Source organism: Bradyrhizobium sp. Kon37 (assembly GCF_055807535.1).
Genome location: NZ_JBVVOY010000003.1, coordinates 221514 through 247476 on the forward strand (window position 1 = coordinate 221514; position 25963 = coordinate 247476).

At 64.7% G+C, this 25963-nt stretch carries 22 protein-coding genes; 7 read left to right on the top strand and 15 right to left on the bottom strand.

Annotated elements, in window-relative coordinates; all coding sequences use genetic code 11:
* Position 1: 1 nt before the first annotated feature.
* Together AC0L3J_RS08980 and AC0L3J_RS08985 are read right to left on the bottom strand one after the other, a co-directional pair.
* Positions 2 to 988, bottom strand: a complete 987-nt coding sequence (locus tag AC0L3J_RS08980; RefSeq protein ID WP_456765267.1) for a phosphotransferase family protein — start codon at positions 986 to 988, stop codon at positions 2 to 4.
* Positions 985 to 1773 (bottom strand): enoyl-CoA hydratase/isomerase, encoded by a 789-nt coding sequence (locus AC0L3J_RS08985; RefSeq protein WP_456765268.1) that lies wholly within the window; start codon positions 1771 to 1773, stop codon positions 985 to 987. The genes AC0L3J_RS08980 and AC0L3J_RS08985 overlap by 4 nt, the downstream gene beginning before the upstream one ends.
* A 166-nt stretch (positions 1774 to 1939) precedes the next feature.
* On the opposite strand from AC0L3J_RS08985, the gene AC0L3J_RS08990 reads away from it, so the two are divergent.
* The 3 genes from AC0L3J_RS08990 to AC0L3J_RS09000 all read left to right on the top strand — a co-directional run bounded on the left by AC0L3J_RS08990 (position 1940) and on the right by AC0L3J_RS09000 (position 4737).
* Positions 1940 to 2719, top strand: a complete 780-nt coding sequence (locus AC0L3J_RS08990; protein ID WP_456765269.1) for an SDR family NAD(P)-dependent oxidoreductase — start codon at positions 1940 to 1942, stop codon at positions 2717 to 2719.
* A gap of 108 nt (positions 2720 to 2827) precedes the next feature.
* Positions 2828 to 3208, top strand: a complete 381-nt coding sequence (locus AC0L3J_RS08995) for a VOC family protein (RefSeq protein WP_456765270.1) — start codon at positions 2828 to 2830, stop codon at positions 3206 to 3208.
* A 251-nt stretch (positions 3209 to 3459) separates the two neighbouring features.
* Positions 3460 to 4737 carry an acyl-CoA dehydrogenase family protein gene (locus tag AC0L3J_RS09000; RefSeq protein WP_456765271.1) on the top strand — a complete coding sequence of 426 codons (1278 nt, stop codon included), beginning with the start codon at positions 3460 to 3462 and terminating at the stop codon, positions 4735 to 4737.
* Positions 4738 to 4876: 139 nt separating this feature from the next.
* On the opposite strand, the gene yghU is transcribed toward AC0L3J_RS09000, so the two are convergent.
* Positions 4877 to 5758, bottom strand: coding sequence for a glutathione-dependent disulfide-bond oxidoreductase (yghU, locus tag AC0L3J_RS09005; protein WP_456765272.1), 882 nt, complete (start codon positions 5756 to 5758; stop codon positions 4877 to 4879).
* Positions 5759 to 6063: 305 nt separating this feature from the next.
* On the opposite strand from yghU, the gene AC0L3J_RS09010 reads away from it, so the two are divergent.
* On the top strand, positions 6064 to 7197 hold the full coding sequence (locus AC0L3J_RS09010) for a nitronate monooxygenase (protein WP_456765273.1): 1134 nt from the start codon (positions 6064 to 6066) through the stop codon (positions 7195 to 7197).
* Positions 7198 to 7316: 119 nt separating this feature from the next.
* Entirely contained in the window at positions 7317 to 8834 is a 1518-nt protein-coding gene (locus AC0L3J_RS09015; RefSeq protein WP_456765274.1) for an acetyl-CoA acetyltransferase, read from the top strand.
* Positions 8835 to 8936: 102 nt separating this feature from the next.
* Here AC0L3J_RS09015 and AC0L3J_RS09020 read toward each other — a convergent pair whose 3' ends face one another.
* From AC0L3J_RS09020 to ltnD, 6 genes are all read right to left on the bottom strand, one after another.
* Positions 8937 to 10139 (bottom strand): efflux RND transporter periplasmic adaptor subunit, encoded by a 1203-nt coding sequence (locus AC0L3J_RS09020; RefSeq protein WP_456765275.1) that lies wholly within the window; start codon positions 10137 to 10139, stop codon positions 8937 to 8939.
* Entirely contained in the window at positions 10126 to 13305 is a 3180-nt protein-coding gene (locus AC0L3J_RS09025; RefSeq protein WP_473346797.1) for an efflux RND transporter permease subunit, read from the bottom strand. Before AC0L3J_RS09025 ends, AC0L3J_RS09020 begins: the two co-directional genes overlap by 14 nt.
* A gap of 245 nt (positions 13306 to 13550) precedes the next feature.
* Entirely contained in the window at positions 13551 to 15242 is a 1692-nt protein-coding gene (locus AC0L3J_RS09030; RefSeq protein WP_456765276.1) for a methyl-accepting chemotaxis protein, read from the bottom strand.
* A gap of 168 nt (positions 15243 to 15410) precedes the next feature.
* The gene (otnK, locus tag AC0L3J_RS09035) at positions 15411 to 16700 is read right to left on the bottom strand and encodes a 3-oxo-tetronate kinase (RefSeq protein WP_456765277.1); all 1290 of its coding nucleotides are present in this window, start codon (positions 16698 to 16700) and stop codon (positions 15411 to 15413) included.
* Complete coding sequence (otnI, locus tag AC0L3J_RS09040; RefSeq protein WP_456765278.1) at positions 16697 to 17479, bottom strand: 2-oxo-tetronate isomerase; 783 nt, start codon at positions 17477 to 17479, stop codon at positions 16697 to 16699. Before otnI ends, otnK begins: the two co-directional genes overlap by 4 nt.
* Before the next feature lie 14 nt (positions 17480 to 17493).
* Positions 17494 to 18411 (bottom strand): L-threonate dehydrogenase, encoded by a 918-nt coding sequence (gene ltnD / locus AC0L3J_RS09045; protein WP_456765279.1) that lies wholly within the window; start codon positions 18409 to 18411, stop codon positions 17494 to 17496.
* Positions 18412 to 18514: 103 nt separating this feature from the next.
* Here ltnD and otnC point away from each other — a divergent pair, with 103 nt between their 5' ends.
* A complete protein-coding gene (gene otnC / locus AC0L3J_RS09050; RefSeq protein ID WP_456765280.1) occupies positions 18515 to 19189 on the top strand; it encodes a 3-oxo-tetronate 4-phosphate decarboxylase in 675 nt (224 codons plus the stop codon).
* 128 nt (positions 19190 to 19317) lie between these two features.
* On the opposite strand, the gene AC0L3J_RS09055 is transcribed toward otnC, so the two are convergent.
* From AC0L3J_RS09055 to AC0L3J_RS09080, 6 genes are all read right to left on the bottom strand, one after another.
* Positions 19318 to 20022, bottom strand: a complete 705-nt coding sequence (locus AC0L3J_RS09055) for an ABC transporter ATP-binding protein (RefSeq protein WP_456765281.1) — start codon at positions 20020 to 20022, stop codon at positions 19318 to 19320.
* On the bottom strand, positions 20006 to 20737 hold the full coding sequence (locus AC0L3J_RS09060; RefSeq protein WP_007593737.1) for an ABC transporter ATP-binding protein: 732 nt from the start codon (positions 20735 to 20737) through the stop codon (positions 20006 to 20008). Before AC0L3J_RS09060 ends, AC0L3J_RS09055 begins: the two co-directional genes overlap by 17 nt.
* A complete protein-coding gene (locus tag AC0L3J_RS09065) occupies positions 20734 to 21717 on the bottom strand; it encodes a branched-chain amino acid ABC transporter permease (protein ID WP_456765282.1) in 984 nt (327 codons plus the stop codon). The genes AC0L3J_RS09060 and AC0L3J_RS09065 overlap by 4 nt, the downstream gene beginning before the upstream one ends.
* On the bottom strand, positions 21717 to 22595 hold the full coding sequence (locus AC0L3J_RS09070; protein ID WP_473346801.1) for a branched-chain amino acid ABC transporter permease: 879 nt from the start codon (positions 22593 to 22595) through the stop codon (positions 21717 to 21719). Before AC0L3J_RS09070 ends, AC0L3J_RS09065 begins: the two co-directional genes overlap by 1 nt.
* 166 nt (positions 22596 to 22761) lie before the next feature.
* Complete coding sequence (locus tag AC0L3J_RS09075; RefSeq protein WP_456765283.1) at positions 22762 to 24006, bottom strand: ABC transporter substrate-binding protein; 1245 nt, start codon at positions 24004 to 24006, stop codon at positions 22762 to 22764.
* Positions 24007 to 24095: 89 nt separating this feature from the next.
* The gene (locus AC0L3J_RS09080) at positions 24096 to 24911 is read right to left on the bottom strand and encodes a putative hydro-lyase (protein ID WP_456765284.1); all 816 of its coding nucleotides are present in this window, start codon (positions 24909 to 24911) and stop codon (positions 24096 to 24098) included.
* Between the two features lie 120 nt (positions 24912 to 25031).
* Here AC0L3J_RS09080 and AC0L3J_RS09085 point away from each other — a divergent pair, with 120 nt between their 5' ends.
* Positions 25032 to 25949: a LysR family transcriptional regulator gene (locus AC0L3J_RS09085; RefSeq protein ID WP_247288607.1), complete on the top strand. Its 918-nt coding sequence runs from the start codon at positions 25032 to 25034 to the stop codon at positions 25947 to 25949.
* Positions 25950 to 25963 lie beyond the last annotated feature (14 nt).

Genomic DNA, 25963 nt, shown 5'->3' on the forward strand with positions numbered 1-25963 from the left:
GTCAACTCCCCCGCGGCGCCAGCAGCCGCAACAGATCGATCTCGGTCTCCGAAGCGCGACGGCCGATCATGGCGCGTTCCATCGAATGGTCCGGACTTTCGCGAAAGCGCTGCATCATGCCGCCGCACATGATGCCCCAGCGCAGCGTGCCCATCACTTCCCAGAATTTGACACGCGATGAATCGACCTTGCGCCCAGCCGCCTCATAGCCGGCGAACAGCTCCTCACGCGAGCCAAAGCCGCCGACCGGCTTGTCGATCTCGCCAAAGCGCCAGGAGTTCACGCAGACCCAGCCGAGATCCTCCATGGGATCGCCGAGATGGGCGAGCTCCCAGTCCAGCACCGCGCGCACGCCGTCGGCACCGATGATGAGATTGCCGTTGCGGAAATCGCCATGCACCAGCGTGGTCTCGGCCGACGGGCCCGGATCGTGGTCGCGCAGCCACCGCAGCGCCAGCTCGAACACAGGCTTGGGCCAGTCCAGGCTGCGATAGTCGCGTTCGAACTCAGAGATCTCCTCTGTCGCGGACCGGCTGCGCAGCTCGGGCAATTTGTCGCCTGGCAGCCTGTGCAGCTTCGCGAGCACGCCGCCGATCTGCCGTGCGAGAAGCGGCCGCGCTGCCGCGAACTCGTCGTCGCGCAGGATCTTGCGCGCAATGGTTTCGCCCTCGACGCGCTGCATGATGAAGCCGGTGCCGAGATCGTCGTCCGGCGTCAGCACATGCATCACGCGCGGCGACGGCACGCCGGCCTCGAATGCGAGCTGCATCAGTTGCGCTTCGGCGGCAAGACCCGCCGCGCGCGTCGGCGCCGCGCCATAACCTTTCGGCGAGCGGCGCAAGATGGCACCGATCGGCCCATCGGGATGCATGATGTCGAAGCGCCAGGTCTCCTGGCTGGCGCCGCCGGACAGCTTGGCCGCGCCGGTCACGCCGGTCGCCCCCTCGCACCAGCGCGCAACGCTGCGGGAAAGCTCAGCCTCGATCATTTGCCCTTGAACTGCGCAGGGCGCTTCTCCAGGAACGCGCCGACGCCTTCGCGGAAATCATCCGTGTCGCCAGCACGGAGCTGGCACTGGAATTCGAGATTGAGCTGATCCTCGAAGGAATTCTCCGGGCTGTCCCAATAGAGCTTGCGAATCAGCGACAGCGCGACCGTCGGGCCGCTGGCGAGGTCGCGCGCAAGCTTCATCGCCTCCTCCATCAGCACGCCGTCATCATAGACGCGGTTGACGAGGCCCCATTCCAGCGCCTTCTCGGCGGGAAGTCGCTCGCCCATCAGCGACAATTCGATCGAGCGCGCCTTGCCGATCAGCCGCGGCAAGAGCCAGGTCGAGCCGCAATCCGGCACGAGGCCGATACGGCGGAAGGCTTGCAGGAAATAGGACGAGCGCGCGCATAAAATCATGTCGCCGAGCAACGCGAAGCTCATGCCGGCGCCGGCCGCCGGACCGTTGACCGCAGTCACGATCGGGCAATGCAGATTGCGGATGCGGCGCAGGAAGGGATGAAAGCCGGTCTCGAGCGTCAGGCCGGCCTTGGTCTTCTTCGACTGGTTGTTGCGGCCCTGCAGATTGGCGCCGGTGCAGAACGCCCGCCCCGCGCCCGTCAGCACGACGCAGCGCACCTCGTCCTTCTTCTCCTCGATCGCGTCGAGCGCTTCCGCGAGACCGCCCAGCATGTCCACGGAGACCGCGTTCATCACCTCCTGATGGTCGAGCTTGAGGATCGCGACCGAACCATCGAGATCGAGCGTGACGTGTTTGAACCGCATGGTTTCCTCGTGAGTTGCGGCCTGTGTCAGTTTCGCAGACCGGAATTGCTTTTGCCGGGGCGCATATTTGATTTTTGGCGCGGTCTTGTCCATGGTGATCGGAGCATAGCAAGCAATCTTGCGCGCAGCGGCTGATGCGCGCCAAGCAAAAACAAGGAAACGCGCCATGAACCTTTTCGACCTTTCAGGCCGGGTCGCCGTGATCACCGGCGGCAATGGCGGCATCGGGCTCGGCATCGCACACGCGCTCGCCGGCCAGGGCTGCAATGTCTCGATCTGGGGTCGCAATCCTGACAAGAACAAGGCCGCTGCCGCGAGCCTGGCGGGGTTATCAGGCAAGGTCGACGCGCGGGTCTGCGACGTCACCGACCCGGCCTCGGTCAATGCCGCGATGAAGGCCACGCTCGACACATTCGGCCGGGTCGACGGCTGCTTCGCCAATGCCGGTATCGGCGGCGGCGGCCGTCGCTCCTTCATCGAGCGCACCGAGGACGAATGGCGCACGATGTTTGCGACCAATCTCGACGGCGTGTTCCACGCGTTCCAGGCGGCCGCAAAACACATGACCCAGCGCGCCGAGGCGGGCGATCCCTTCGGCCGGCTGGTGGCGACCTCGAGCCTCGCCTCGATCTTCGGCACCGCGCGCAACGAGCACTATGCCGCGACCAAGGCCGCAATCAACGCGCTGGTCCGCGCGCTCGGCGTCGAGCTGGCGCGCCACGGCGTCACCGCGAATGCGATCCTGCCCGGCTGGATCAAGAGCGACATGACCTCGGGCCTGATGGCCAACGAGAAGTTCGTGGCCAACGTGATGCCGCGCATTCCGGTGCGGCGTTTCGGAGAGGCCAGCGATTTCGGCGGCATCGCGGTATATCTGATGAGCAAGGCGTCGTCGTACCACACCGCGGATACGTTCGTGATCGACGGCGGCTATACGGCGTTTTGAGTCTCGTAGCCCGGATGGAGCGCAGCGCAATTCGGGATTTTCAAAAGTAAGCAAGACTCGGATTACGCTTCGCTCCATCCGGGCTACAAACTCTGAGGGGAATGGGCAATGTTCTCGCACATCATGATCGGCACCAACGACCTCGACAAGGCCAAGGCCTTCTATGACAATTTGCTGTCCACGCTCGAAGTGCGGCCGGCGCGCGTCGATGGCCACCGCATCTTCTACATCACCAAGACCGGCGTGTTCTCGGTGACGAAGCCGATCAACGGCGAAGCGGCGACGCCTGCGAATGGCGGCACCATCGGCTTTGCCGCCAACTCGCCCGAGCAGGTCAATGCATGGCATACGGCCGGCATCGCCGCTGGCGGCGTTCCCTGCGAAGATCCTCCCGGCATCCGCCAGGGCCCCGGCGTCAACCTCTATATTGCCTATTTGCGCGACCTCGACGGCAACAAGATCTGCGCGATGCATCGGATGGCGAACTAGCCACACACGCACGGTCGTAGCCCGGATGGAGCGCAGCGTAATCCGGGGTTGCGCAACGCTCGCTCTGTCCCGGATTGCGCTGCGCTCCATCCGGGCTACGGCTCCTCAACAGCCCATTCAAACAACATTTCAAACGCCCTCGCGATATTCCATCGCATGGCATGGCTCGGATTGGAAAATGCGCGCTCGCACTTTGGCGACGCTGCGACTATTCTCCGGCTCCAACGAGCTCAGCGACCCCGGGAGGAACAATGACAAAACACACCTATATTCCCCGCACCACCAACTACACCCTCAATCCCGGCGACGAGCTTAACGACCTCAGGATGTCGGACCAGGTGCGGCCGCTCTACGATCACGTCAGGAAGTTCATCCGCGACACCGTCGAGCCGATGTCGATCGAGTTCGCCAAGGCCGGCGAGGGCAAGGAAGACCGCTGGAGCTTCACGCCGAAGCAACTCGAGGTGCTGGAGAAGGCCAAGAACAAGGCCAAGCAGGAAGGCCTCTGGAACTTCTTCCTGCCCGACGACGAGACCGGCCAGGGCCTGAAGAATCTCGACTATGCCTATATCGCATCCGAGCTCGGCAAGAGCCCGCTGGCCTCGGAGAGCATGAACTGCTCGGCGCCTGATACCGGCAACATGGAGGTGCTGGAGCGCGTCGGCACCAAGGAGCAGAAGGAGAAGTGGCTGAAGCCGCTGATGAACGGCGAGATCCGCTCCGCCTATGTCATGACCGAGCCGAACGTCGCCTCCTCCGATGCCAAGAACATCTCGACCACCGCCAAGCTCGTCGGCGACGAATGGGTCATCAACGGCGAGAAGTACTACATCTCCGGTGTCGGCGATCCCCGCTGCAAGATCCTCATCGTGATGGTGAAGACCAATCCGGATGCGGCGCCGAGCAAGCAGCAGTCGCAGATCCTGGTGCCGCGCGACACGCCCGGTGTCGAGGTGCTCGGCCCCATGTACGTGTTCGGCCAGGACCACGCGCCGCGCGGCCACATGCACATGCGCTTCAACAACGTCCGCGTACCCAAGGAGAACATTCTGCTTGGCGAAGGCCGCGGCTTCGAGATCTCGCAGCTCCGGCTCGGCCCGGGCCGCATTCATCACTGCATGCGCACCGTCGGCAAGGCCGAGAAGGCGCTCGATTTGATGGTGCAGCGTGGCCTCACCCGCGAAGCCTTCGGCAAGAAGATCGCCCATCTCGGCGGCAACATGCAGATCATCGCGCAGGCGCGCTGCGAGATCGAGGCGATGCGGCTGATGGTGCTGAAGGCCGCCAAGGCCATGGACGTGCTCGGCAACAAGGAGGCCCGCGTCTGGGTCTCCATGGTCAAGGCCATGGTGCCGGAGCGCGCCTGCAAGATCATCGACCAGTCGATCCAGATGCACGGCGCCACCGGCATCTCGCACTGGACCCCGCTCGCCGAAATGTACCAGGACGTCCGCCATCTGCGCTTTGCGGATGGTCCGGACGAGGTGCACTGGATGGTGGTGGGACGACACGAGCTGAGCATGGGGTGATCTTCTTCCCCTTCTCCCCGCTTGCGGGGAGAAGGTTGGGATGAGGGGGAGTCTCCGCGAGGATGCTGTCAGTCGGACTCGCGGAGAGTCCCCCTCACCGGGAATTTGCTTGCGCAAATTCCGGGGAGAGGCGAAGGGACTACGACGCGGCGGCCTCGCCGACCTTGTCCTGCGTCCTGGTGTCGAAATCGCCGGCATCATGCCGCTCGTGGAGCTGGCTGGCGGGATCGCCGGAGACACGGTTGACCATGCGGCCGCGCTTGACGGCAGGGCGCTTGGCGATCTGGTCGGTCCAGCGCTGCACGTGCTTGTAGTCCTGCACCGAGAGGAATTCGCCGGCGCCATAGACCAGCCCCTTGGCGAGCGCGCCGTACCAGGGCCACACCGCCATGTCGGCGATGGTGTATTCGCTGCCCGCGAGATATTCGTTGTCGGCGAGCCGGCGGTCGAGCACGTCGAGCTGGCGCTTGGTCTCCATCGCGAAACGGTCGATGGCGTATTCGATCTTGGTCGGCGCGTAGGCGTAGAAGTGGCCGAAGCCACCGCCGAGATAAGGCGCGCTGCCCATCTGCCAGAACAGCCACGACATCGCTTCAGTGCGGCTCCTGATGTCCTTCGGCAGGAAGGCGCCGAACTTTTCCGCGAGGTAGAACAGGATCGAGCCGGACTCGAACACCCGGATCGGCTCCGGGCCGGAGCGGTCCATCAGCGCCGGGATCTTGGAATTCGGATTGATGTCGACAAAGCCGCTGCCGAACTGATCGCCGTTGCCGATCTTGATGAGCCAGGCGTCGTATTCCGCGCCCTTGTGGCCGAGCGCCAGAAGCTCCTCCAGCATGACCGTGACCTTCACCCCGTTCGGCGTCGCCAGCGAATAGAGCTGGAAGGGATGCTTGCCGACCGGCAGCTCCTTGTCATGGGTGGGACCGGCAATGGGACGGTTGATGCTGGCGAACTGTCCGCCGTTCTCCTTGTTCCAGGTCCAGACCTTGGGCGGCACGTAGGCGGGGGTGTCGGTCATGTGAAGGGCTCCGGCGAAAAAGATGCGCTTGCATTAATTAGCCCACGGACGGCCGATGGCAAGCCCTGCCGGCCCTGCGTCCGGCGCGGGCCTCGCGACCGCGTCATGCATTCGACATCGCCGCGGACGACCTGCACCAGAGCCCGCATCTGTCGAGCCAGGCGTACGGCTTCGCGCAACACGGCGTGTGCACGCAAGATGCGACGCCAAATCCGGATTGGCATGGCGCGAGACGATGGTCTAGCGTCGATGAGCCTTCGCTCAAGATTGCAATGACAGCAACGCGAGGCCGCCGGGAGAGAACGATGAAATCGCCGATCTGCGACATGCTGGGCATCGATTTCCCGCTGCTCGCCTTCAGCCATTGCCGCGATGTCGTCGCCGCCGTCAGCCGCGCCGGCGGCTTTGGCGTGTTGGGTGCGACCGTGCACACGCCGGATACGCTGGAGCGCGAGCTGAAATGGATCGACGAGCACGTCGACGGCAAGCCTTACGGCATCGACGTTCTGATCCCCGAAAACATCTCGACTGCGGGCGAGAAGAACGTCACCTGGAAGAGCCTTGAAGCACGCGTGCCACAGGAGCACCGCAACTACACGCGCGATCTCCTGAAGAAATACGACATCGAACTCACGACCACCGAGGTCGCTGACAACCAGCCGCAGCCGTTCGATGGCAGGACCGCGCTGGAGCTGCTGGAGGTCTCGTTCAAGCACCCGATCCGCCTGATCGCCAATGCTCTCGGCGTGCCGCCGAAGGCGATGATCGAGATGGGCAGAAAGCACGGCGTGCCGGTCGCGGCGCTGGTCGGCGCCAAGGAGCACGCGCTGCGGCAGGTCGCGGCCGGTGTCGATATCCTCGTGGTCCAGGGCACCGAAGCCGGCGGCCATTGCGGCGAGGTCTCGACCATGGTGCTGGTGCCGGAGGTGATCAAGGCGATCAAGAAGATCCGCGACGTGCCGGTGCTGGCGGCCGGCGGCATCATGACGGGACGGCAGATGGCGGCCTGCATGGCGATGGGTGCCGCGGGCGCCTGGACCGGCTCGGTGTGGCTTGCCACCGTCGAGGCCGAGACCACGGAGATCTTTCGCGAGAAGATGATCGCGGCGTCGTCGCGCGATGCGGTGCGCTCGAAGGGCCGCACCGGAAAGCCGGCGCGGCAACTTCGCTCGGTCTGGACCGACGCCTGGGACCGCGCAGCCGAGAGCCCCGGCGCATTGCCGATGCCGTTGCAAAGCATCGTCAGCCGTGACGCCTTCAACGCGATCGACCGCGCCGCTGCGGGCGGCAACGCGAAAGCGCGCGATCTCGTGAGTTACTTCGTCGGCCAGGGCGTCGGGCTGATCGACAGCGTGAAGTCGGCCGGCGCGGTGGTGCAGGAGTTCAAGGAAGAGTTTGCCGAAGCCGTCGAGCACATGAATGCGCTGGTGGCGGAGTGATTGCCACACACCGTCATTGCGAGCGCAGCGAAGCAATCCAGACTGCTGCCCACGGAAAGATTCTGGATTGCTTCGCTGTGCTCGCAATGACGAAACAACTGACATTGTGAATTGAGGCCATGACCGACAAGAGCAGCATCCCCCCAGACCGAATCCCCGTCATCGTCGGCATCGGCGAGATCGTCGACCGTCCAAAGGAGATTACCGACGGCCTCGAGCCGCTCGATCTGCTCGAACAGGCCTTGCTGCGCGCGGAAGCTGATGCCGGCGCAAAGCTGCTCGGCGAGGTGCAGTCGCTCGACGTCGTCAACTTCCTGAGCTGGCGATATCGCGATCCGGAGCAGCTGCTGGCGCAACGGCTCGGCATCTCGCCGTCGCATTGCTATTACGGCCCGGTCGGCGGCGAGAGCCCGATCCGCTACATCCACGAAGCCGCAAAGCGCATCGCGCGCGGTGAATGCAGTGTTGCCGCAGTTTGCGGCGCGGAGGCACAGTCGACGGCGACCAAGGCGGAGCGCGCCGGCACGAAGCTGCCATGGACGCCGTTCGCCCATGACGTCGAGGAGCCGAAGCGCGGCGCAGCGTTCCAGAAACCCTTGGCCGTGAAGCTCGGCGTGTTCCGGCCGGTCACGGTGTATCCGTTCTATGAAGCGGCATCATCCGCCCATTGGGGCCAGACGCCGCGCGAGGCGATGGCGGAGTCAGGCGTGCTGTGGTCGCGCTATTCGGAAGCCGCCGCGCAAAATCCAAATGCCTGGCTGAAGCGGCGCTATGCGCCCGACGAAATCACGACGCCGACCGCGGACAACCGCCTGATCGCCTGGCCCTACAACAAGCTCATGGTCGCAAACCCCGGCGTCAACATGGGCGGCGCGCTGCTGCTCACCAGCCTCGCCAGGGCGCGTGCGGCCGGCATCGCCGAGGACAAGCTCGTCTACCCGCTCGGCGGCGCCTCGGCCGAGGAGCCGCGCGACTATCTCTTGCGCGACCAGTTTTACGAGAGCCATTCGCAGAATGCCGTCTTGAAGGCCGTGATGGATCTCGCCGGCGGCGACGGCAAGACGTTCGATGCGATCGAGCTCTATAGCTGCTTCCCGTGCGTGCCCAAGATGGCGCGGCGGACGCTGGGCCTGGGTGCCGACGTGCAGCCGACCGTGACAGGCGGCCTCACCTTCTTCGGTGCGCCGCTCAACACCTACATGACCCATGCCGCCTGCGCGATGGTGCGGCGGGTGCGCGACGGCGCAACGCTCGGCCTGCTCTACGGCCAGGGCGGCTTCGTCACCAAGCATCATGCGCTGGTGGTGTCGAAAGTGCCGCCGCGTGAAGCATTGGCACAGGAGACGAGCGTGCAGGCGGCGGCGGACGGCAACAGGCGCGCGGTGCCGGAGTTCGTCACGGATGTCTCGGGCAAAGGCAAGGTCGAGAGCTTTACGGTGCTCTACGGCCGGGCCGGCGATGTCGAGCACGGCGTGGCGATGCTGCGGACGGAAGATGACAGGCGCACACTGGCGCGGATTCCCGCGAGCGATACCGCGACGTTGGCGCATCTGCTGAACATGGACCGCACGCCGGTGGGCTCGCTCGGCGAGATCGCGATGGCTGCGGATGGCGTGCCGGAGTGGCGGGTGGCGTAGTCTCGTAGGGTGGGTTAGCCGAAGGCGTAACCCACCTCTTTTGCTTGCGCGAAGACGAACAGTGGTGGGTTACGCTTCGCTAACCCACCCTACAAACTCGCCCTACCCCTTCGGCGCCTGCTTCTCCGACGCGGTCGCCGGCTTGCCCTTGGCGCCGGTGCCGGTGACGCGGACCTGGTCGCCGTCGGAAAGGCCGTCCGGTGGTGCGGTGATGACGCGATCATCCGCTGCAATTCCCGAGGCAAGCTCGATCTCGCGGCCGAGGTCGCGGGCGATGGTCACGGGCTTGAACAGCACCTTGTCGTCCGGACCGACGGTTGCGACGCGCAGGCCGCTGCCGTTGAAGATCAGCGCGCTGGCGGGAATGCTGAGCGGCGCGGAGTCGCGCTGCAGGCTGAGCTTCACGCTGGCGTAGCCGCCGGGCATCAGCTCGCCTGAGGAATTGTCGAGACCGAGTTGCATGCGCGTCGTGCCGGAGGCGACGTCAACCGCCTGCGAGGAGGCCTCCACCGTCGCCTGGAAGGTCCGGTTCGGATACTCCGGCAGCACGATGGCGGCCTTGGCCCCCATCTTGATCGCGGGCACGTAGTTCTGGGGCACGTTGATGTAGACGCGCAGCTTGGTGATGTCGGAGACCACGAACATCGCCGGGCCCGAGCCGCCGCCTGAATTGATCAGCGCACCGACGTCGGTGTCGCGCGCCGTGACCACGCCGTCAAACGGAGCGGTGATCTTCTTGTAACCGGCCAGCGCCTCGAGCCGCTCGACATTGGCCTGGCCCGAGCGAACCGCCGCGTTCTTGTTGGAGAGATCGGCGGTACGCTCGTCGATCTCCTGCGCGGAGACGAAGTTGGAGGCGACCAGCGTCTTGCGGCGGTTGAGGGTGGCTTCCGACAGCCTGGCGCTGGACTGCTGGCTGGCGAGGTCGGCGCGGGCCTGAAGCAGTTGCTGGTCGAGGTCGGGCGCCTCGATCTCGGCGATCACCTGACCGGCTTTCACCCGCGCACCGATGTCGGCGCTCCAGCTTTTGAGATAGCCGGGAACGCGGGCAAAGATCGGCGCGCGATAATAGGCTTCGAGACGGCCCGGCAAGTCGATGGTCGCATTGAGAGCCTTGGCATTGGGCAGCGTCACCGCGACGCTGGGAATGGCCTGGTCATCGGTCCAGGCCTTCAGCTTGGAGCCCTGCTCCTCGCGGGCACGGATGCCGGTGCCCACGACCAGGCCCGCCGCGATCAGCGCCACCACGCCGAAGATGCCCAGTTTCCGGTGCGACACCGGGGAGCGGGATTCAGTGGGCGACATGCGGGGTCTCCAGGGAGGCGGCGGCTTTGGCGCCTTGCTTCTTGTGTACCATGCTGAACACCACGGGAACAAACATCAGCGTGGCGAAGGTTGCAAAGATCAGGCCGCCGATCACGGCGCGGCCGAGCGGCGCATTCTGCTCGCCGCCCTCGCCGAGCCCAAGGGCCATGGGCGCCATGCCAATGATCATGGCGAGCGCGGTCATCAGCACCGGGCGGAACCGGACGAAGCCGGCTTCCAGCGCCGCGGCGATGGGATCGCCGAGCTCTTCGTAGCGCTCGCGCGCGAACGAGATCACGAGCACGCTGTTGGCGGTGGCAACGCCCATGCACATGATGGCGCCGGTCAGCGCCGGCACCGACAGCGTCGTCTCGGTGGCGAACAGCATCCAGACGATGCCGGCGAGTGCTGCGGGCAGCGCGGTGATGATCACGAACGGATCGGACCAGGACTGGAAGTTCACGACGATCAGGAAATAGATCAGGACGACCGCGCCGAGCAGGCCGAACAGCAGGCCGGTGAAGGCGCTGTTCATGGTCTGCACCTGGCCGAGCAGGACCACGGAAGAGCCCTTCGGCACGTCCTTGGCGGTGTCGGCGATCACCTGGCGGATGTCGGTCGCGACCGCGCCGAGATCCCGGCCCGAGGTCGTGGCGAAGATCTGCACCATCGACTGGATGTCGTATTGCGAGACCACTGCGCTCGAGGTCGAGCGCCTGATGTCGGCGATGCCGCCGAGGATCGGCGACTGCGAATTGCCGGCCGCCGTGATCGGCAGCGTCTGAAGCGCGCTGAGCGAATCCATCTGGTATTGCGGCGTCTGCATCACGATCGAATAGGACACGCCGTTATCCGGATTGAGGTAGTAGGTCGGCGCCACCTGTGAGGAGCCAGCAAGGTTGACCACGAGACTGTTGGTGACGTCGCGCTCGGTCAGGCCGACATATTGCGCGCGGGTGCGGTCGACGTCGATGTTGAAGGTCGGATTGTTCGGCGATTGCTGGATGCGCGCATCGGCGACGCCGGGAATCCTGCGGACCTTGGCCAGCAGATTGTTGGCATAAGCGAAGTTGGCGCTGAGATTGCCACCACGGATCTGCAGGTCGATCGGCGCCGGCGCGCCGAAATTCAGGATCTGGCTGACGATGTCGGCCGGCAGGAAGGCGAAGCTGACGCCGGGAAACAGCCGCGGCAGTTGCTCTCGCAGCACGCGCACATGCTCCTCGGTCGGCTTGTGGCCTTCCTTCAGCTTGATCTGGATGTCGCCATCCTGCGGGCCGATCACGCCGGTGTTGTTGTAGGTCATGTTGATACCGGAGATCGGCATTCCGATGTTGTCGGTCAGCGTTTCGATCTCGCCCGGGATCAGCTTGCGGATCGCCTTCTGCACGTCGGCGAGCTGGTTCGCGGTCTCCTCGACGCGGGTGCCGACCTGAGTGCGGACGTGCATCAGGATGTTGCCGGCATCGACCGCGGGGAAGAAGTTGCGCCCGAGGAACGGCACCAGCGCGAAGGACGCGCCGACCACGCAGAGGAAGCCGATCACGAACACCGGACGGTGCGCGAGCGCGAGTCCGAGGAAATTGTGGTAGCCGCCGCGAATACGCTCGAAGCGAGCCTCGAAACCGCGCTGGAACCAGACCAGGGGATTGCGCGACTTCGGCGGACCGTCCACGTGATGGACATGTGCCTGCAACAGATAGTTGGCCATGGTCGGCACCAGCGTGCGCGACAGCAGAAACGACCAGATCATCGCGAACATCACCGCTTCCGCCATCGGCACGAACAGGAAGCGCGCCACGCCGGTGAGGAAGAACATCGGCACGAACACGATGCAGATGCAGAGCAGCGAGACGAAGGCTGGCGTCACGATCTGGTTGGCGCCGTCGAGGATCGACTGCTCGACCGGCTTGCCCTGCTCCAGATGGTAGTTGATGTTCTCGATCGTGACGGTGGCGTCGTCGACGAGAATGCCGACGGCGAGCGCCAGGCCGCCGAGCGTCATGATGTTCAGCGTCTCGCCGATCGCCGACAGCATGATGATGGCGCCGAGCACGGAGAGCGGGATCGAGACCGCGATGATCACGGTCGAGCGCCAGCTGCCGAGGAACAGCAGGATCATGACGCTGGTGAGCAGCGCCGCGATCACGCCCTCGAACGCGACGCCTTCGATGGCGCCGCGGACGAATACCGACTGATCGCCGATGAAGCCGATCTTGAGCGCGTCCGGCAGCTGGTCCTTGACGTCGATCACCTTCTGCTTGATGCCTGCGATGATGTCGAGCGTCGAGGTCGCGCCCGCCTTCAGCACCATCATCAGCACCGAGCGGTTGCCGTCGACATGGACAATGTTGGTCTGCGGCGGGTTGCCGTCGCGCACAGTCGCGACATCGCGCACATAGACCATCGCGCCGTTGACGGTCTTGATCGGCAGATTGCCGAGCTCCTCGATCTTCAGCGGCGAATTGTTGAGCTGGATGTTGTATTCGAACTGCCCGATCTTCTGGGTGCCGACCGGCGTGATCAGGTTCTGGGCCGCGAGCGCGTTGGCGACGTCCTGGCCGGACAGGCCGCGGGCCTGGAGCGCGGTCGGGTCGAGGTCGATCTGGATCTGGCGCTGCTTGCCGCCGAACGGATACGGGATCGCAGCACCCGGCACGGTGACCAGCGGAGTACGGAGCTGGTTGATGCCGATATCGGCGAGGTTCTGCTCGGTCAGGCCGTCACCCGACAGCGCCACCTGGACGATCGGCACGGTGGAGGCGGAGTAGTTCAGGATCAGAGGCGGCGTCGCGCCCGGCGGCATCTGCTTGATCAGCGTCTGCGAGATCGCGGTGACCTGCGCATTGGCGGTGCGGATGTCGACGTTCGGCTGGAAGAAGATCTTGATGATGCCAAAGCCGTTATAGGAATTGGCGGTGATGTGCTCGATATCGTTGACCGTCGTCGTCAGCGCGCGCTGAAACGGCGTGGTGATGCGACCCGACATCTGGTCGGGCGGCAGGCCGGTGTATTGCCAGACCACCCCGATCACGGGGATGCGGATGTCCGGGAAGATGTCGGTCGGCGTCCGCAGCGCCGCCAGCGGTCCGATGATCAGAAGCAGGAGCGCGAGCACGACAAACGTGTAGGGCCGGCTCAGGGCAATACGGACCAGAGCAATCATTCGTTGGGCAATTCCAGATCAGGGACCGGAAACACCGCCCCCGCGGGTTCCTCGGCTGATTTACCTGAAGACCGCACAAATGGCCAACGACGCTGCGGCACCTGCGGTAACTTCCCTGCTATCGCACTGCGAAATCGCATTCCAGATATGCAGCTCAGGCCCGAAAGATGACAGAAGCCGCTGTTCCCCGCGTAAAAAAAGCGGCGCCCGCGGACGCCGCTTTCAGGAATTCCGTGCCTGCCAGCCTAGGCCGCGCGGACGTTGGTCAGGAACTTGCTGACTTCGGTCTTGAGCCGGTTCGAGTCGTTCGACAGCATCTGCGCCGCCGACAGCACCTGCGAGGAGGCCGTGCCGGTCTCGGTCGCGCCGCGCTGCACGTCGGTGATGTTGGAGGAGACCTGCTGGGTGCCCTGCGCCGCCTGCTGTACGTTGCGGGCGATCTCCTGGGTCGCCGCGCCCTGCTCTTCCACGGCCGCCGCGATCGCCGATGAGATCTCCGACAGACGCTCGATGGTCGACGAGATCTCCTTGATGGCGCCGACCGAGTCGTTGGTCGCCGCCTGGATGCCGGAAATCTGCTGGCCGATCTCACCGGTCGCCTTCGCGGTCTGCTCGGCGAGCGCCTTCACCTCGGAGGCGACGACCGCAAAGCCGCGGCCGGCTTCGCCGGCGCGTGCGGCTTCGATGGTCGCGTTCAGCGCCAGAAGGTTGGTCTGGCCGGCGATGGTGTTGATGAGCTCGACGACGTCGCCGATGCGCGAGGCTGCCTTGGAGAGCTCGCTGACGCGTTCGGTGGTGGTGCGCGCCTGGCCGACGGCGTCGCCCGCCATCCGCGCAGATTCCTGCACCTGACGGCTGATCTCGCCGACCGATGAGGCCATCTCCTCGGTGGCCGAGGCCACCGACTGCACGTTGGTCGAGGCCTCCTCCGACGCTCCGGCAACCGTGGTCGCCAGCCGCTGGGAGCGGTCGGCGGTCGAGGTCAGCGTCGAGGCGGAGGCCTCCAACTGGGTCGAGGCCGACGACACGGTCTGGACGATCTCGCCGATCATCGTTTCGAATTCGCGGGTGATGTTGTCGACGCGGCGGCCGCGCTCGATCTTGGCTTCGGCATCGGCGGCGGCAGCCTCGTCGGCGGCCTTCTTGGCGATCAGCGCGTCCTTGAAGATCTGGAGCACGTCGGCCATGGCGCCGATCTCGGTCTTCTCACCACGGTGCGGAACCTCGGCGGAAAGGTCGCCCTTGCCGAGTGCCTGCATCGGCTGGGTAATCGAGTTGATGCCGTTCGAGACGTCCTGCACCAGGTAGAAGCCAACGCCGGAGCCGACAAGGACGGCGGCGCCGAGAATGATCGCGACCAGCATGAAGGCATAATAGTAGCTGTTGGCGGCATCCTGCGCGGCCTGGTCGCCACCCTTGGTGTTGAGCTCGATGTCCTTGCGCAGAACCTCGTCGGCCTGAAGCCCGATCTTGTTGACCGTCTTGGTGTTCAGCTCATGCGCCTCGTGCGGGACCTTGCCGGCCTCCTTGCGCGACAGCGCCATGACCTCCTGGGTGCCCTTCTTGTAATCGTCCCAGAACCTGGACCATTCACCGTAGAGTGCCCGTTCTTCAGGCGAGGTAATCATGTCCTCGTAAGTTTTGCGGAATTTGGTGTTGGCCTCGATCACGGTCGCAAGCGTCTTCTCTGCCGCGAGCTTCTCGTCCAGCGTTTCCGACAGCATGTGCTCTCGGATGACGTTGCGGTAAGTGATGACGCCGGCACGCAGGTCGCCGAGCACGCGCACGCTGGGCATCCAGCTCGTGGTGATGTCGACGGTGTTGGCATTCATCGACCGCATCTTCACGACGGCGAGCAGGCCCATGCCGGCCATCGCGACCAGCAGGAACGCCACGACACTGATGATCTTGGCGCGGATGGAAATGGTGGCGAGCATATGGAGTCTCTTTGTGCTGGCGCGGCGGCGCGTCCGGAAATCTACGAATCAACCTAAGGGAGCAGCACCGACATCCAACACCAGAGCACCTGAGCAGACGTTAACGACGACTCCGTACGAGTACGGAAGCCTGAAATAAGTGAACACGACGCTAAAAATGCCCTGCGCTCAGCGCATGAGCCTAAGCGCATCGGAGAAAAACTCGGGCCCGCCGAAATTTCCGGACTTCAAGGCAAGCAACATGTCGCTTTTCTCAGCACCGACCGCGCGCAGCACCGGGACGCCCGCCGCAATCTCTACTCCGACGAGAAATCCGGGGATCTTCAGGCGGTCGACCACGGCACCGGATGTCTCCCCGCCGGCAATGACCAGGCGCTTGACGCCGGCCCGCACCAGACCCTCGGCGATGTCGGCCATCGCCTGCTCGATGGCGTGACCGGCCGCGTCGCGACCATGGCGCGCCTGGAGCTCGGCGACCTGATCGGGCGTCGAGCTCGATGCGATCAGGACCGGACCGTCCGCCAGTCGCGGCTTCGCCCAGGCCAGTGCGCGCTGCGCCTCGTCCTCGCCCGTAGTAACACGGTCCGGATCGAGATGCAGCACCGGCATGACACGCTCGGCATTGGCAATCTGCTGAAGCGTCGCATGCGAGCAGCTTCCGGCCAGGCACGCCGCCGGTCCGCCGACCGCTGCCCCCGCCTCGCTGCTTGCCGCGCTCGATGTGACCTTGCCTGTCGAGACCAGCGCCCGCGCTAGCCCAAGGCCCATGCCGGAGGCGCCGACCGACAACCGATGCTGGGCAGCGACGAGGCCGATGGTCTCGAGGTTGCGGTCGAACACGGCGTCGATGATCGCCGCGCCAATGCCCTTGCCCGCGAGTTCGGCCAGCCGCGCCCGCACGGCATCCGCGCCGCGCGTGACGGTGGCAAGGTCGACGAGGCCGATTTGCGTCTTGCTCTGGCGCGCCAGCACCCGCACCAGGTTGGAATCGTGCATCGGGTTGAGCGGATGGTCCTTCAGCGGGCTCTCGTTCAGCGGCACGGCACCGACGAACAGATTGCCCTGGTAGACGGTGCGGCCGGTCTCCGGAAACGCCGGCGTCACCAGCACGGCCGCCTCGCCACAATCGGCGCGAAGCGCGTCCATCACCGGGCCGATATTGCCGGCATCGGTGGAATCGAAGGTGGAGCAGATCTTGAACAGCACGTGGCTAGCGCCGCGGCCGCGCAGCCATGTCTCGGCCGCGCGCGAGCGCGACACGGCGAGGCCGGACTCGATCGAGCGGCTCTTCAAGGACACCACGACCGCATCAACCTCGGGCAGCGCGAGATCGTCCGCGGGCACGCCGATGGTCTGCACGGTGCGCAGGCCCGCGCGCGTCAGCGTATTGGCGAGGTCGGAGGCGCCGGTATAGTCGTCGGCGATGCAGCCAAGAGATATTTTCGCTGCAAGTGTCACGGCTTCACTCCCGCATAAGGCTTGAACCAGGCAAGGCCGTCGGTGGTCTTGCCGCGCGGATTATATTCGCAGCCGACGAAACCGGCATAACCGAGCCGGTCGAGTTCGTCGAACAGGAACGGATAGTTCAGCTCCTCGCCGTCGGGCTCGTTGCGCGAGGGAATGCTGGCGATCTGGATGTGGCCGATCACCGGCATCATATCGCGCAGCCGCATCGTGACGTCGCCATGGATGATCTGGCAGTGATAGATGTCGAACTGGAGTTTCAGGTTCGGAAGCCGCAGCTCCTGGATCAGGTCGCGCGCGAAGCCGAAATCGTTGAGGAAATAGCCGGGCACGTTGCGCGCATTGATCGGCTCGAGCACGATGTCGATGCCGTGCGGCGCAAAGAACTCGGCGGCCCACGCCACCGATTTGTAGAACGCCTCGATGGCAACCCGCTCGCCGCGGTTGGCGATGCCCGCCATCAAATGCAGCCGCTTGACGCCGGTCGCCTTGGCGTAGGGCAGCGCGGTCTCCAGGCTCGCCTTGAGCTCGGGGAATCGCGACGGGAGTGCCGCAAAGCCCTTCTCGCCGGCATTCCAGTCGCCCGGCGGCAGGTTGAACAGCGCCTGAGTCAAGCCGTTGCGCTTGAGCCGCTCGCCGACCGCCTCGGCCGAATGCTCGTAGGGAAAGAGAAACTCGACTGCGGTGAAGCCGGCTGCGGCAGCGGCGTCGAAGCGGTCGAGGAACGGCACCTCGGTGAACATCATCGAGAGATTGGCGGCAAAACGGGGCATCGGAATCCTCTTGTCTATTTGTCGCCGGGCAGCTTGACGCCGGTGACCTGCGCATACATCCGCGCCACCGACGCATCGTCGTCGCGGCCCATGCCGGCGGCTGACGTCATCAAGAACATCTGGAGCGCCGCGGCGGAGACCGGAACCGGGAATCTGGCACTGCGTGCCATGTCCTGGATGATGCCGAGGTCCTTGACGAAGATCTCGACCGCACTGCGCGGCGTGTAATCGCCGTCAAGCACATGCGGCATGCGGTTCTCGAACATCCAGGAGTTGCCGGCGGACGCCGTGATCACCTCGTAGACCTTGCGGATGTCGAGACCCTGCTTGGCCGCGAACGCGATTGCCTCGCTGGCGGCGGCGATATGCACGCCGGCGAGCAACTGATTGATCATCTTGAAGGCGGCGCCCTGGCCTGCGGCATCGCCAAGCTCGTACAGCTTTGCGGCCATAGCATCGAGCGCGGGCCGCGCTTTCTCGAACGCAACTGGACTGCCGGACGCGAGGATCGTCAGCTCGCCCTGCGCTGCGCGCTGCGCCCCGCCGGAGATCGGCGCATCCAGATAGTGCCGGCCGGTCGCCTCCAACTGCTTGGCGAGACGCCGCGCCACGTCGGGATCCATGGTCGCCGACGACAGGAAGACGCTGTCCTTGGCCATGGTTTCGGCGACGCCATCCTTGCCGAACAGGATCGTCTCGGTCTGCGCGGCATTGACGACGACGCTGACGACGATGTCGGCGCCCTTGGCAGCTTCAGCCGGCGTCTTGGCGCCCGCGCCGCCCTCGGTCACGAACCGCGCGACCGCATCAGCCGAGACGTCGCAGCCGGTGACGACATGACCGGCGCGCTTCAGCGAGGTCGCCATGCCAAACCCCATCGAGCCGAGCCCGATGACGGCGATGCGCTGATTCTGTGACGTGGAGGCGGACATGCAACTGATCCTTGCGACGTTTCCCGGAGGGCCACCCTTTGCGGCAGCTTGGCAACCGAATAACACGGCTTGGCCGCGCTGCCAAAGCGTGAGACAAACGGACATGACGGCCATGAGCAACGAGACATTGCTGCGCGAAGACATTTGCCGCTTCGGACGGTCGCTGTTCGAGCGTGGGCTGACGCCCGGCTCCTCCGGCAATATCAGCGTCAGGCTGGACGGTGGCGGCTGGCTGGTGACGCCGACCAATGCCTCGCTCGGCTTTCTCGATCCCGCAAAACTGTCGCGGCTGGACGATCAGGGCCGACTGGTTTCGGGCGATGCGCCGACCAAGGAAGTTCCGCTGCACAATGCGCTCTACGCCACGCGCGGGAGCGCAAGGGCGATCGTGCATCTGCATTCCACCCATTCGGTTGCGCTGTCGATGCTGCCGGAGATCGACCCGCGCGCCGCGCTGCCGCCGATGACGGCCTATTATCTGATGAAATGCGGCGCCACCGCGCTCGTGCCTTATTACCGCCCTGGCGATCCCGCGGTCGCCGATGCGATCAGGGGACTGGCGGGAAAATACTCATCCGTGCTGCTCGCCAATCACGGCCCGGTCGTCGCGGGCGACACGCTGCAAGCAGCGGTGTTCGCGACCGAGGAGTTGGAGGAGACGGCGAAGCTGTATCTCCTGCTGCGCGGGATGAACCCGCGGTATTTGTCGCCGGAGCAGGTGACGGATCTGGTGAAGGTGTTTGGGGTATCGGTGCCGGAGCACGGGCACGAGCATTGAGTCTGGCTCCAACCTCGTCATTGCCGCTACAGCCCCCGCGATCGTAGCCCGCATGAGCGAAGCGACATGCGGGACCACTTGCCCCGGATATTGCTTCGCTCATCCGGGCTACGGTAGTGTGCTTGCAGCTACAGCCCCAGATAGGCCTTGCGCACGTCCGGATTGCCCTTGATCTCGCTTGCCGCGCCCTGCATCAGCACGCGGCCGGTTTGCAGGATGTAGGCGCGGTCTGCGATTTCCAGGCACTCCGCCATGCGCTGCTCGACGATCAAGACGGTCATGCCGGCGTCGCGGATGCGCTTCACAGCCTGGAAGATCTCGTCGACCAGCTTCGGCATGATGCCCTGCGAGGGCTCGTCCAGCATCAACAGCCGCGGGCGCGTCATCAGCGCGCGGCCGATCGCGAGCATCTGCTGCTCGCCGCCGCTTAGCGTCTCGGCGCGCTGCTCCAGGCGCTCGGAGAGACGCGGAAACAGCTTGAACACAAGATCGAGCGGACTCTCGCGATCGGCCTCGCCGCGGTAGAGATAGCTGCCGAGGCGCAGATTGTCGCGCACGGAGAGGCGCGGAAACAAGCGACGGTTCTCCGGCACATAGGCGATGCCGGTGGCTGTGATGTGGTGCTGCGCCATGCCGTCGAGGCGCTTGCCATCGAACGTCACCGTGCCCGAACGCGGGCGCTCGGCGCCGGCGATGGATTTCAGCAGCGTTGACTTGCCCGCGCCGTTGGCACCGGCGACGCAGACGATCTCACCCTTCTGGACCTCGATCGAGACCGCGGAGATCGCGACCAGGCCCTGATAGGCGGTCGTGACTTCACGCACCGACAGCATGACGATCTCCCAGATATGCGCTGATCACCTTGGGATCGCGGACGATTTCAGTGGGCTTGCCCTCGACCAGCACCTTGCCGAGGTCGAGCACGATGGCACGATCGACCAGCGGCATCACGATCTCCATGACGTGCTCGACCATCAGGACGGTAATGCCGGCGTCACGCACCTTGCGCACCAGCGCCACACCTGTCTGCGCTTCGGTCGGCGTAAGACCAGTGAGGACTTCGTCGAGCAGCAGCAATTTCGGTTCTGTTGCAAGCGCGCGCGCGACTTCGAGGCGGCGCTTTTCGGCCGGCACGAGGTCGCTCGCGAGCACGTTGGCGCGCGCGGCAAGGCCGGTGAACTCCAGCACCTCATGCGCCTTGCGGCGTGCTTCGCGCATCACGGTGTTGCGCACGAGAGCCCCGACGATGACGTTGTCGATAACGGTCATGGTCTCGAAGCTCTTGACGACCTGGAAGGTGCGCCCGACGCCGCGCTGGCAGCGCTCGGCGGCCGGCATGCTGGTGACATCCTCGCCATCGAACCAGATCGAGCCTTGCGTCGGCGGCAGCACCCCGGCGATGAGATTGAACAGCGTCGACTTGCCGGCCCCGTTCGGCCCGATCAGGCCGACGATCTCGCCGCGGCCGACCGAGATCGAGACGTCGCTGTTGGCGACGAGGCCGCCGAAGCGCTGCCAGACGCCGCGGGTTTCAAGCAGCGGGGTCATCGCGTGGCTCCCTTCCGCTTCGCACGAGAGAACAGGCTCACCAGACCCTGCGGCAGGGCGAGCGAAATCAGCACGATCAGCGTGCCGTAGACGATCAGGTCGACGCCGCGGCCGGAGCCGCCGATATAGGAGCGCGTCAGCTCCGTCATCGGGATCAGGATGGCCGCTCCTAACACGGGCCCCCAGAGGGTGCCGATGCCGCCGAGCACGGCCGGCAACGCCATCAACAGCGAGAACTGGAAGCCCATGACGCTTTCAGGATCGATATAGGCCAGAAACTGCGCATAGAAGGCGCCGCCAATGGCAACAAGGAAGGCGGAGACGGCGGCCGCGCCCATCTTGGAGTTGAACACGACGACGCCGAGGCTCTCGGCCGCTTCCGGATTGTCCTTCACCGCGCGCCACCAGAAGCCCCATTTGGAGTCCTCCAGCCACCAGGTGACGAACCAGGCGAGGCTGCATAGCACCAGTGCGAAGTAGAAGTACGGCAGCTTGCTGCGCATGAACTGGAATTTCATCCAGCTGTCGCCGCGCACCGGAATGGTGATTCCCATCGCGGCCCCCGCCCATTCCCAGTTCTGGAACAGCAGCAGCCCGATCTCGGCGATCACGATGGTCGCGATCACGAAGTAATGGCCGCGCAGACGGAAGAAGGGATAGCCGAGCCCCATCGCGATCGCGGCCGCGACTGCACCGCCGGCGAGCATGCCGAACCATGGCAGCACGCCGAATTTGGTGAACAGCAACTCGGTGGTGTAGGCGCCGATGCCGAAATAGAGCGCATGTCCGAGCGAGATCTGCCCGCAATAGCCGGAGAGAATATTCCAGCTCTGCGACAGCGCCGCATACATTAAGGTCAGGATCAGGATGTTCTGGACGTAGACGTCCTTGATGAACAGCGGCGCGAGCGCCGCCAGAGCGGTCAGCACCGCGGCGATGACGAGGTCGCGGCGGCGCCGCGCGGCAAAATCCTTGTCCATCACATCGATCCGAACAGGCCGCGCGGCCGGATGAAGACGACCAGCAGGTAGACGGCGTAAATGCCGACCGATTTCAGCGACGGCGGCAGCACCAGCGCGGTGGTGGCCTCAACGAGGCCGACGATGATCCCGCCGGCGAAAGCGCCGAACACGCTGCCAAAGCCGCCGAGCGCGACCGTGACATAGGCGATCAACGCAAAGGACGCGCCGACGTCGGGATAGATATAGAAGAAGCTCGCCATGATCGCTCCGGCGAGGCCGACCAGCGCGGCACCAAGCCCCCAGCCGAGCGCGAACACGCGGTTCTTGTCGATGCCGACGAGGGCCACCGCGCCGGGATCCTCACGGGTGGCCTCCAGCGCGCGACCGAAATCGGTGCGGTGGATGAAGAAGTAAAGGCCGGCAAAGGCCAGGATCGAAACCAGCGCACCCATGAGCTGCGGCTCGGGCAGGAAGACGCCGGCGATCGAGATCGTCTTGCCGCCGAGCCAGGACTGCGGAACGCTGCGATAGTCAGGCGTGAAGAAGAATTGCGCGAGGCCGCGCATCACGATGGCGAGGCCAAAGGTGGAGAAGATCTGCACCATGCCGGCATTGGCCTTGGCCCGCATGGCGAAGCGCACGATCAACAAATAGACGACCGCTCCGAATACGAACAGCGCGGCGGCCACCAGCGGCGCCGACAGCAAGGGGTCGATGGCGAAGAACGTGAACAGGAAGAAGCTCACATACATCGCGATCATCAGGAACTCGCCATGGGCGAAGTTCACGACGTCCATCAAGCCGAAGATCAGCGCGAGGCCGACGGCGACCAGTCCGTAGAGCAGGCCCATGAGAAGGCCGCTCGCGAGACTTTGGATAATGGTTTGGGCTGTCACCGGTGGTCCCCCGCTCGAAATATCATCGTTTGCTCCGTCATTGCGAGCGAAGCGAAGCAATCCAGAATCTCGTCGCGGAGACAGTCTGGATTGCTTCGTCGCTTCGCTCCTCGCAATGACGAGGCTCTTGCGACGATCTCGATTTGCTTCCCTGCTCCCGCAGCGCTTACTTCATCGGCCAGATCGCCTCGGCGATGGCGGCCTGTGGCGGGAAGATGGTGACGAACTTGCCGCCGACATATTGCAGCAGCACAGGGTCAGCATCGTTGTTCTGGCCCATCTCGTCGAACTTGACGCGCTTCCAGGGCATGATGGTCTGCTCGCCCGGGATGTCGGTAGCGGCGAGCGCGTCGCGGATCTTCTCGCCGTCGGTCGACTTGGCGCGGCTGATGGCGTCTGCGAGGATGATCAGACCCATGAACTGACGCGAGGTGAGATCGTTGAAATCCTTGCCCGAACGCGTCTTGAACATCTCGTTGATCTTGCCGACCATCGGGCGCTTCTGCGCGAGATCGAGCGAGAAGGTGCCGCGCGAGATCACGCCTTCGAGCTTGTCGCCGACGGCGTCATAGAGTGCCTTCTCGGAGAAGCCGGCGTCCTGCGCCACGATCGCGTTCGGCTTGTAACCGAGCTCGCCCATGGTCTTCACCAGCAGGATGCCATCGGTGGTGTAGCTCGAGGGCATCAGCACGTCGGCGTTCGCGCTCTTGAGCTGCTGCACCTCGGCCGAGAGCGAGGGCGAGTTGGCGCGATACTTGATGTCCGCGACGATCTTGTAGCCGCGCTCGCCGGCGATCTTGGCCTGGGCATTGGCGGAATCGGTGCCGAAGATGGTGTCTTCGTGGAACAGCGACAGCGTCTCGATCTTGGTGCCCTTCTTCTTCAAGGCATCGAAGAAGTCGAACATCGCGGCCGAGTACATCTCGTCGTGCGGGGAGGCGCGGAAGTAATATTTGAGGCCGCGGCGGTGCAGGCTGGGTGAGGAATTGTCGGCGGAGACGAACGGGATCTGGTAGCGCTCGCAGATCTGGCTGACGGTGACGGCGACCGCGCTCTGATAGGTGCCGATGATGGCGCAGACCTTCTCCTGCGTGATCAGGCGCTCGGCCTCGGCGCGGCCCTTCTGCGGATCGGCCTGGTGGTCGGCGAAGACGAGGCGCACTTTTGCCCCGCCGAGACCCGGCAGGCCTTCGCCCTTGGCCAGCGGCAGGTCGAAATCCGTGGCCTTGTTGATGACCTCGAGCGCGGTCTCATAGGCCTTCTGCGCATCGACGCCCTGCTGCGCGCTGCCGCCGGAGAACGGATAGATCACGCCGATCACGACTTCCGAAGTCTGTGCGCGGGCGGCCAGCGGTACCAGCGCGGCCGTAGCGGTGGCTCCCAACAATACGTCGCGGCGAGTGATCGTCATGGCAAAGTCCCCTGTTACTGAATTTCGGCTGATCGAATGAAGCGATTGATGGATGCGGTAAAGCTCGAAGAAGCAGCAAACGCTGCCCACTAAATCACGGCCATGGTCCTGTTCTTGAGATCCGTCACCAGCATCAGACCCGGCGAATGCGTGATCGCGAACGGCAGCTTTGCAGCATTGATGACCGATTGCGGCGTCACGCCGCAGGCCCAGAACACCGGGATCTCGTCGTCGGCGACCGGCACCGGATCGCCGTAGTCGGGCTTGGCGATGTCCTTGATACCGATCAGGTGCGGATGGCCGAGATGCACGGGTGCGCCGTGCACGGCCGGATAGCGCGAGGTGATCTGCACCGCGCGGATCGCATCCGCCGGCTTGAACGGACGCATCGACACCACCATGGGGCCGGCGAAAGGACCGGACGCGCCGCAGGCGATGTTGGTGCGATACATCGGCACGCGCACATTGTGTTCGATGTGGCGGATCGGCATGCCCTCGTCGAGCAGCGCCTCCTCGAACGAGAACGAGCAGCCGAGCACGAAGGTCACGAGATCGTCGCGCCAATGCTTTGTCACATCGGTCGGCTCGTCCACGACCTCGCCGTCGCGCCAGACGCGGTAGCGCGGCACGTCGGTGCGGATGTCGAGATCGGCGCCCAACGCCGGGATGTGCGGACTGCCGACATCGGACATGCCGATGATCGGGCACGGCTTGGGATTGAGTTGGCAGAAGCGGTGGAAGGCGCCGGCATATTCGGCCGGCAGGATCGCCAGATTGCCCTGGACGAAGCCCGGGGCGACGCCGGCAGTGGAGGCGACCAGCCCTTCGCGGTAGGCGAGCCGCGCCTTGCGGCTCGGGAGCGTGTCGGGTGTTTCAGTTTGCTGCACTGCCACCAAAACAGTCATGGGATCGACCTGCCTATAAACTCGACAAAGACAAGCCAACACCACGCGTGCTATAAAGTCTAATCTTCCTTTCTAATCAATATCGATAAATTTCATTTATCGGACAGGAAAATCCTTCCAATGCTGGACTTCAGATCGATCGAGACGTTTCTGTGGGTTGTGAAGCTCGGCAGCTTTCGCGGCGCCGCAGCACGCCTCAACACGACCCAGCCGGCGATCTCCCAGCGCATCGCCCAGCTCGAGCGCGAGATGGGGGTGAAGCTCCTGAACCGCGACCACCGCGTGGCCTCGCCGACGCCGAGCGGCCGGCAGATGATGGTCTACGCGGAGAAGCTGATCGGCCTGCGCGCTGCGATGATCGCCGAGATCGGCGATCGCTCCGCAATGCGCGGCGTGATGCGGCTCGGCGTCGCCGAGACCATCGTGCACACCTGGCTGCCGCGGCTGGTGAAGAGCATGAACCAAGTCTACCCGAACCTGTCGCTGGAGATCGAGGTCGACATCACGCCGAACCTGACCGCGCGCCTGCTCGCACAGGAGATCGAGCTTGCTTTCGTCGTCGGTCCGCTCTCGGCCTCCGGGGTGCACAATCGCGTTCTCGCCGACTATCCGATCGGCTTTCTCGCCAGCCCCTCGCTGGGCCTCGGCCATGGACCGGTCACGCGGGCCGAGCTCGCGCGGTTTCCGATCATTACATTTCCGCGGAAGACGCGGCCCTACGAGGTCGTGCGCGAAGTGTTCGACCGGCCGGAGCTGCCGCCGATCCGGCTGCATGCCTCCGCCTCGCTTGCGACCGTGATTCACATGGCGGTCGAGGGCCTCGGCATCGCCGTGATCCCCGACGCCATCGTCGAGAGCGAGCTCGCAGACGGGCGGCTGCAACTGCTCGACACCGATCTCAAAATCGCGCCGCTGACATTCACCGCCAGCTGGCTCGCCTCGCCCGACGTCGTGGCGGTGGAGCGGGTCGCAGAGCTTGCATGTCAGATTGCGCAGGGCAGCCTTACAGTTGACGCGCCCGCGCCGGCGCGTCATTGAAACAGGCGCCGGAC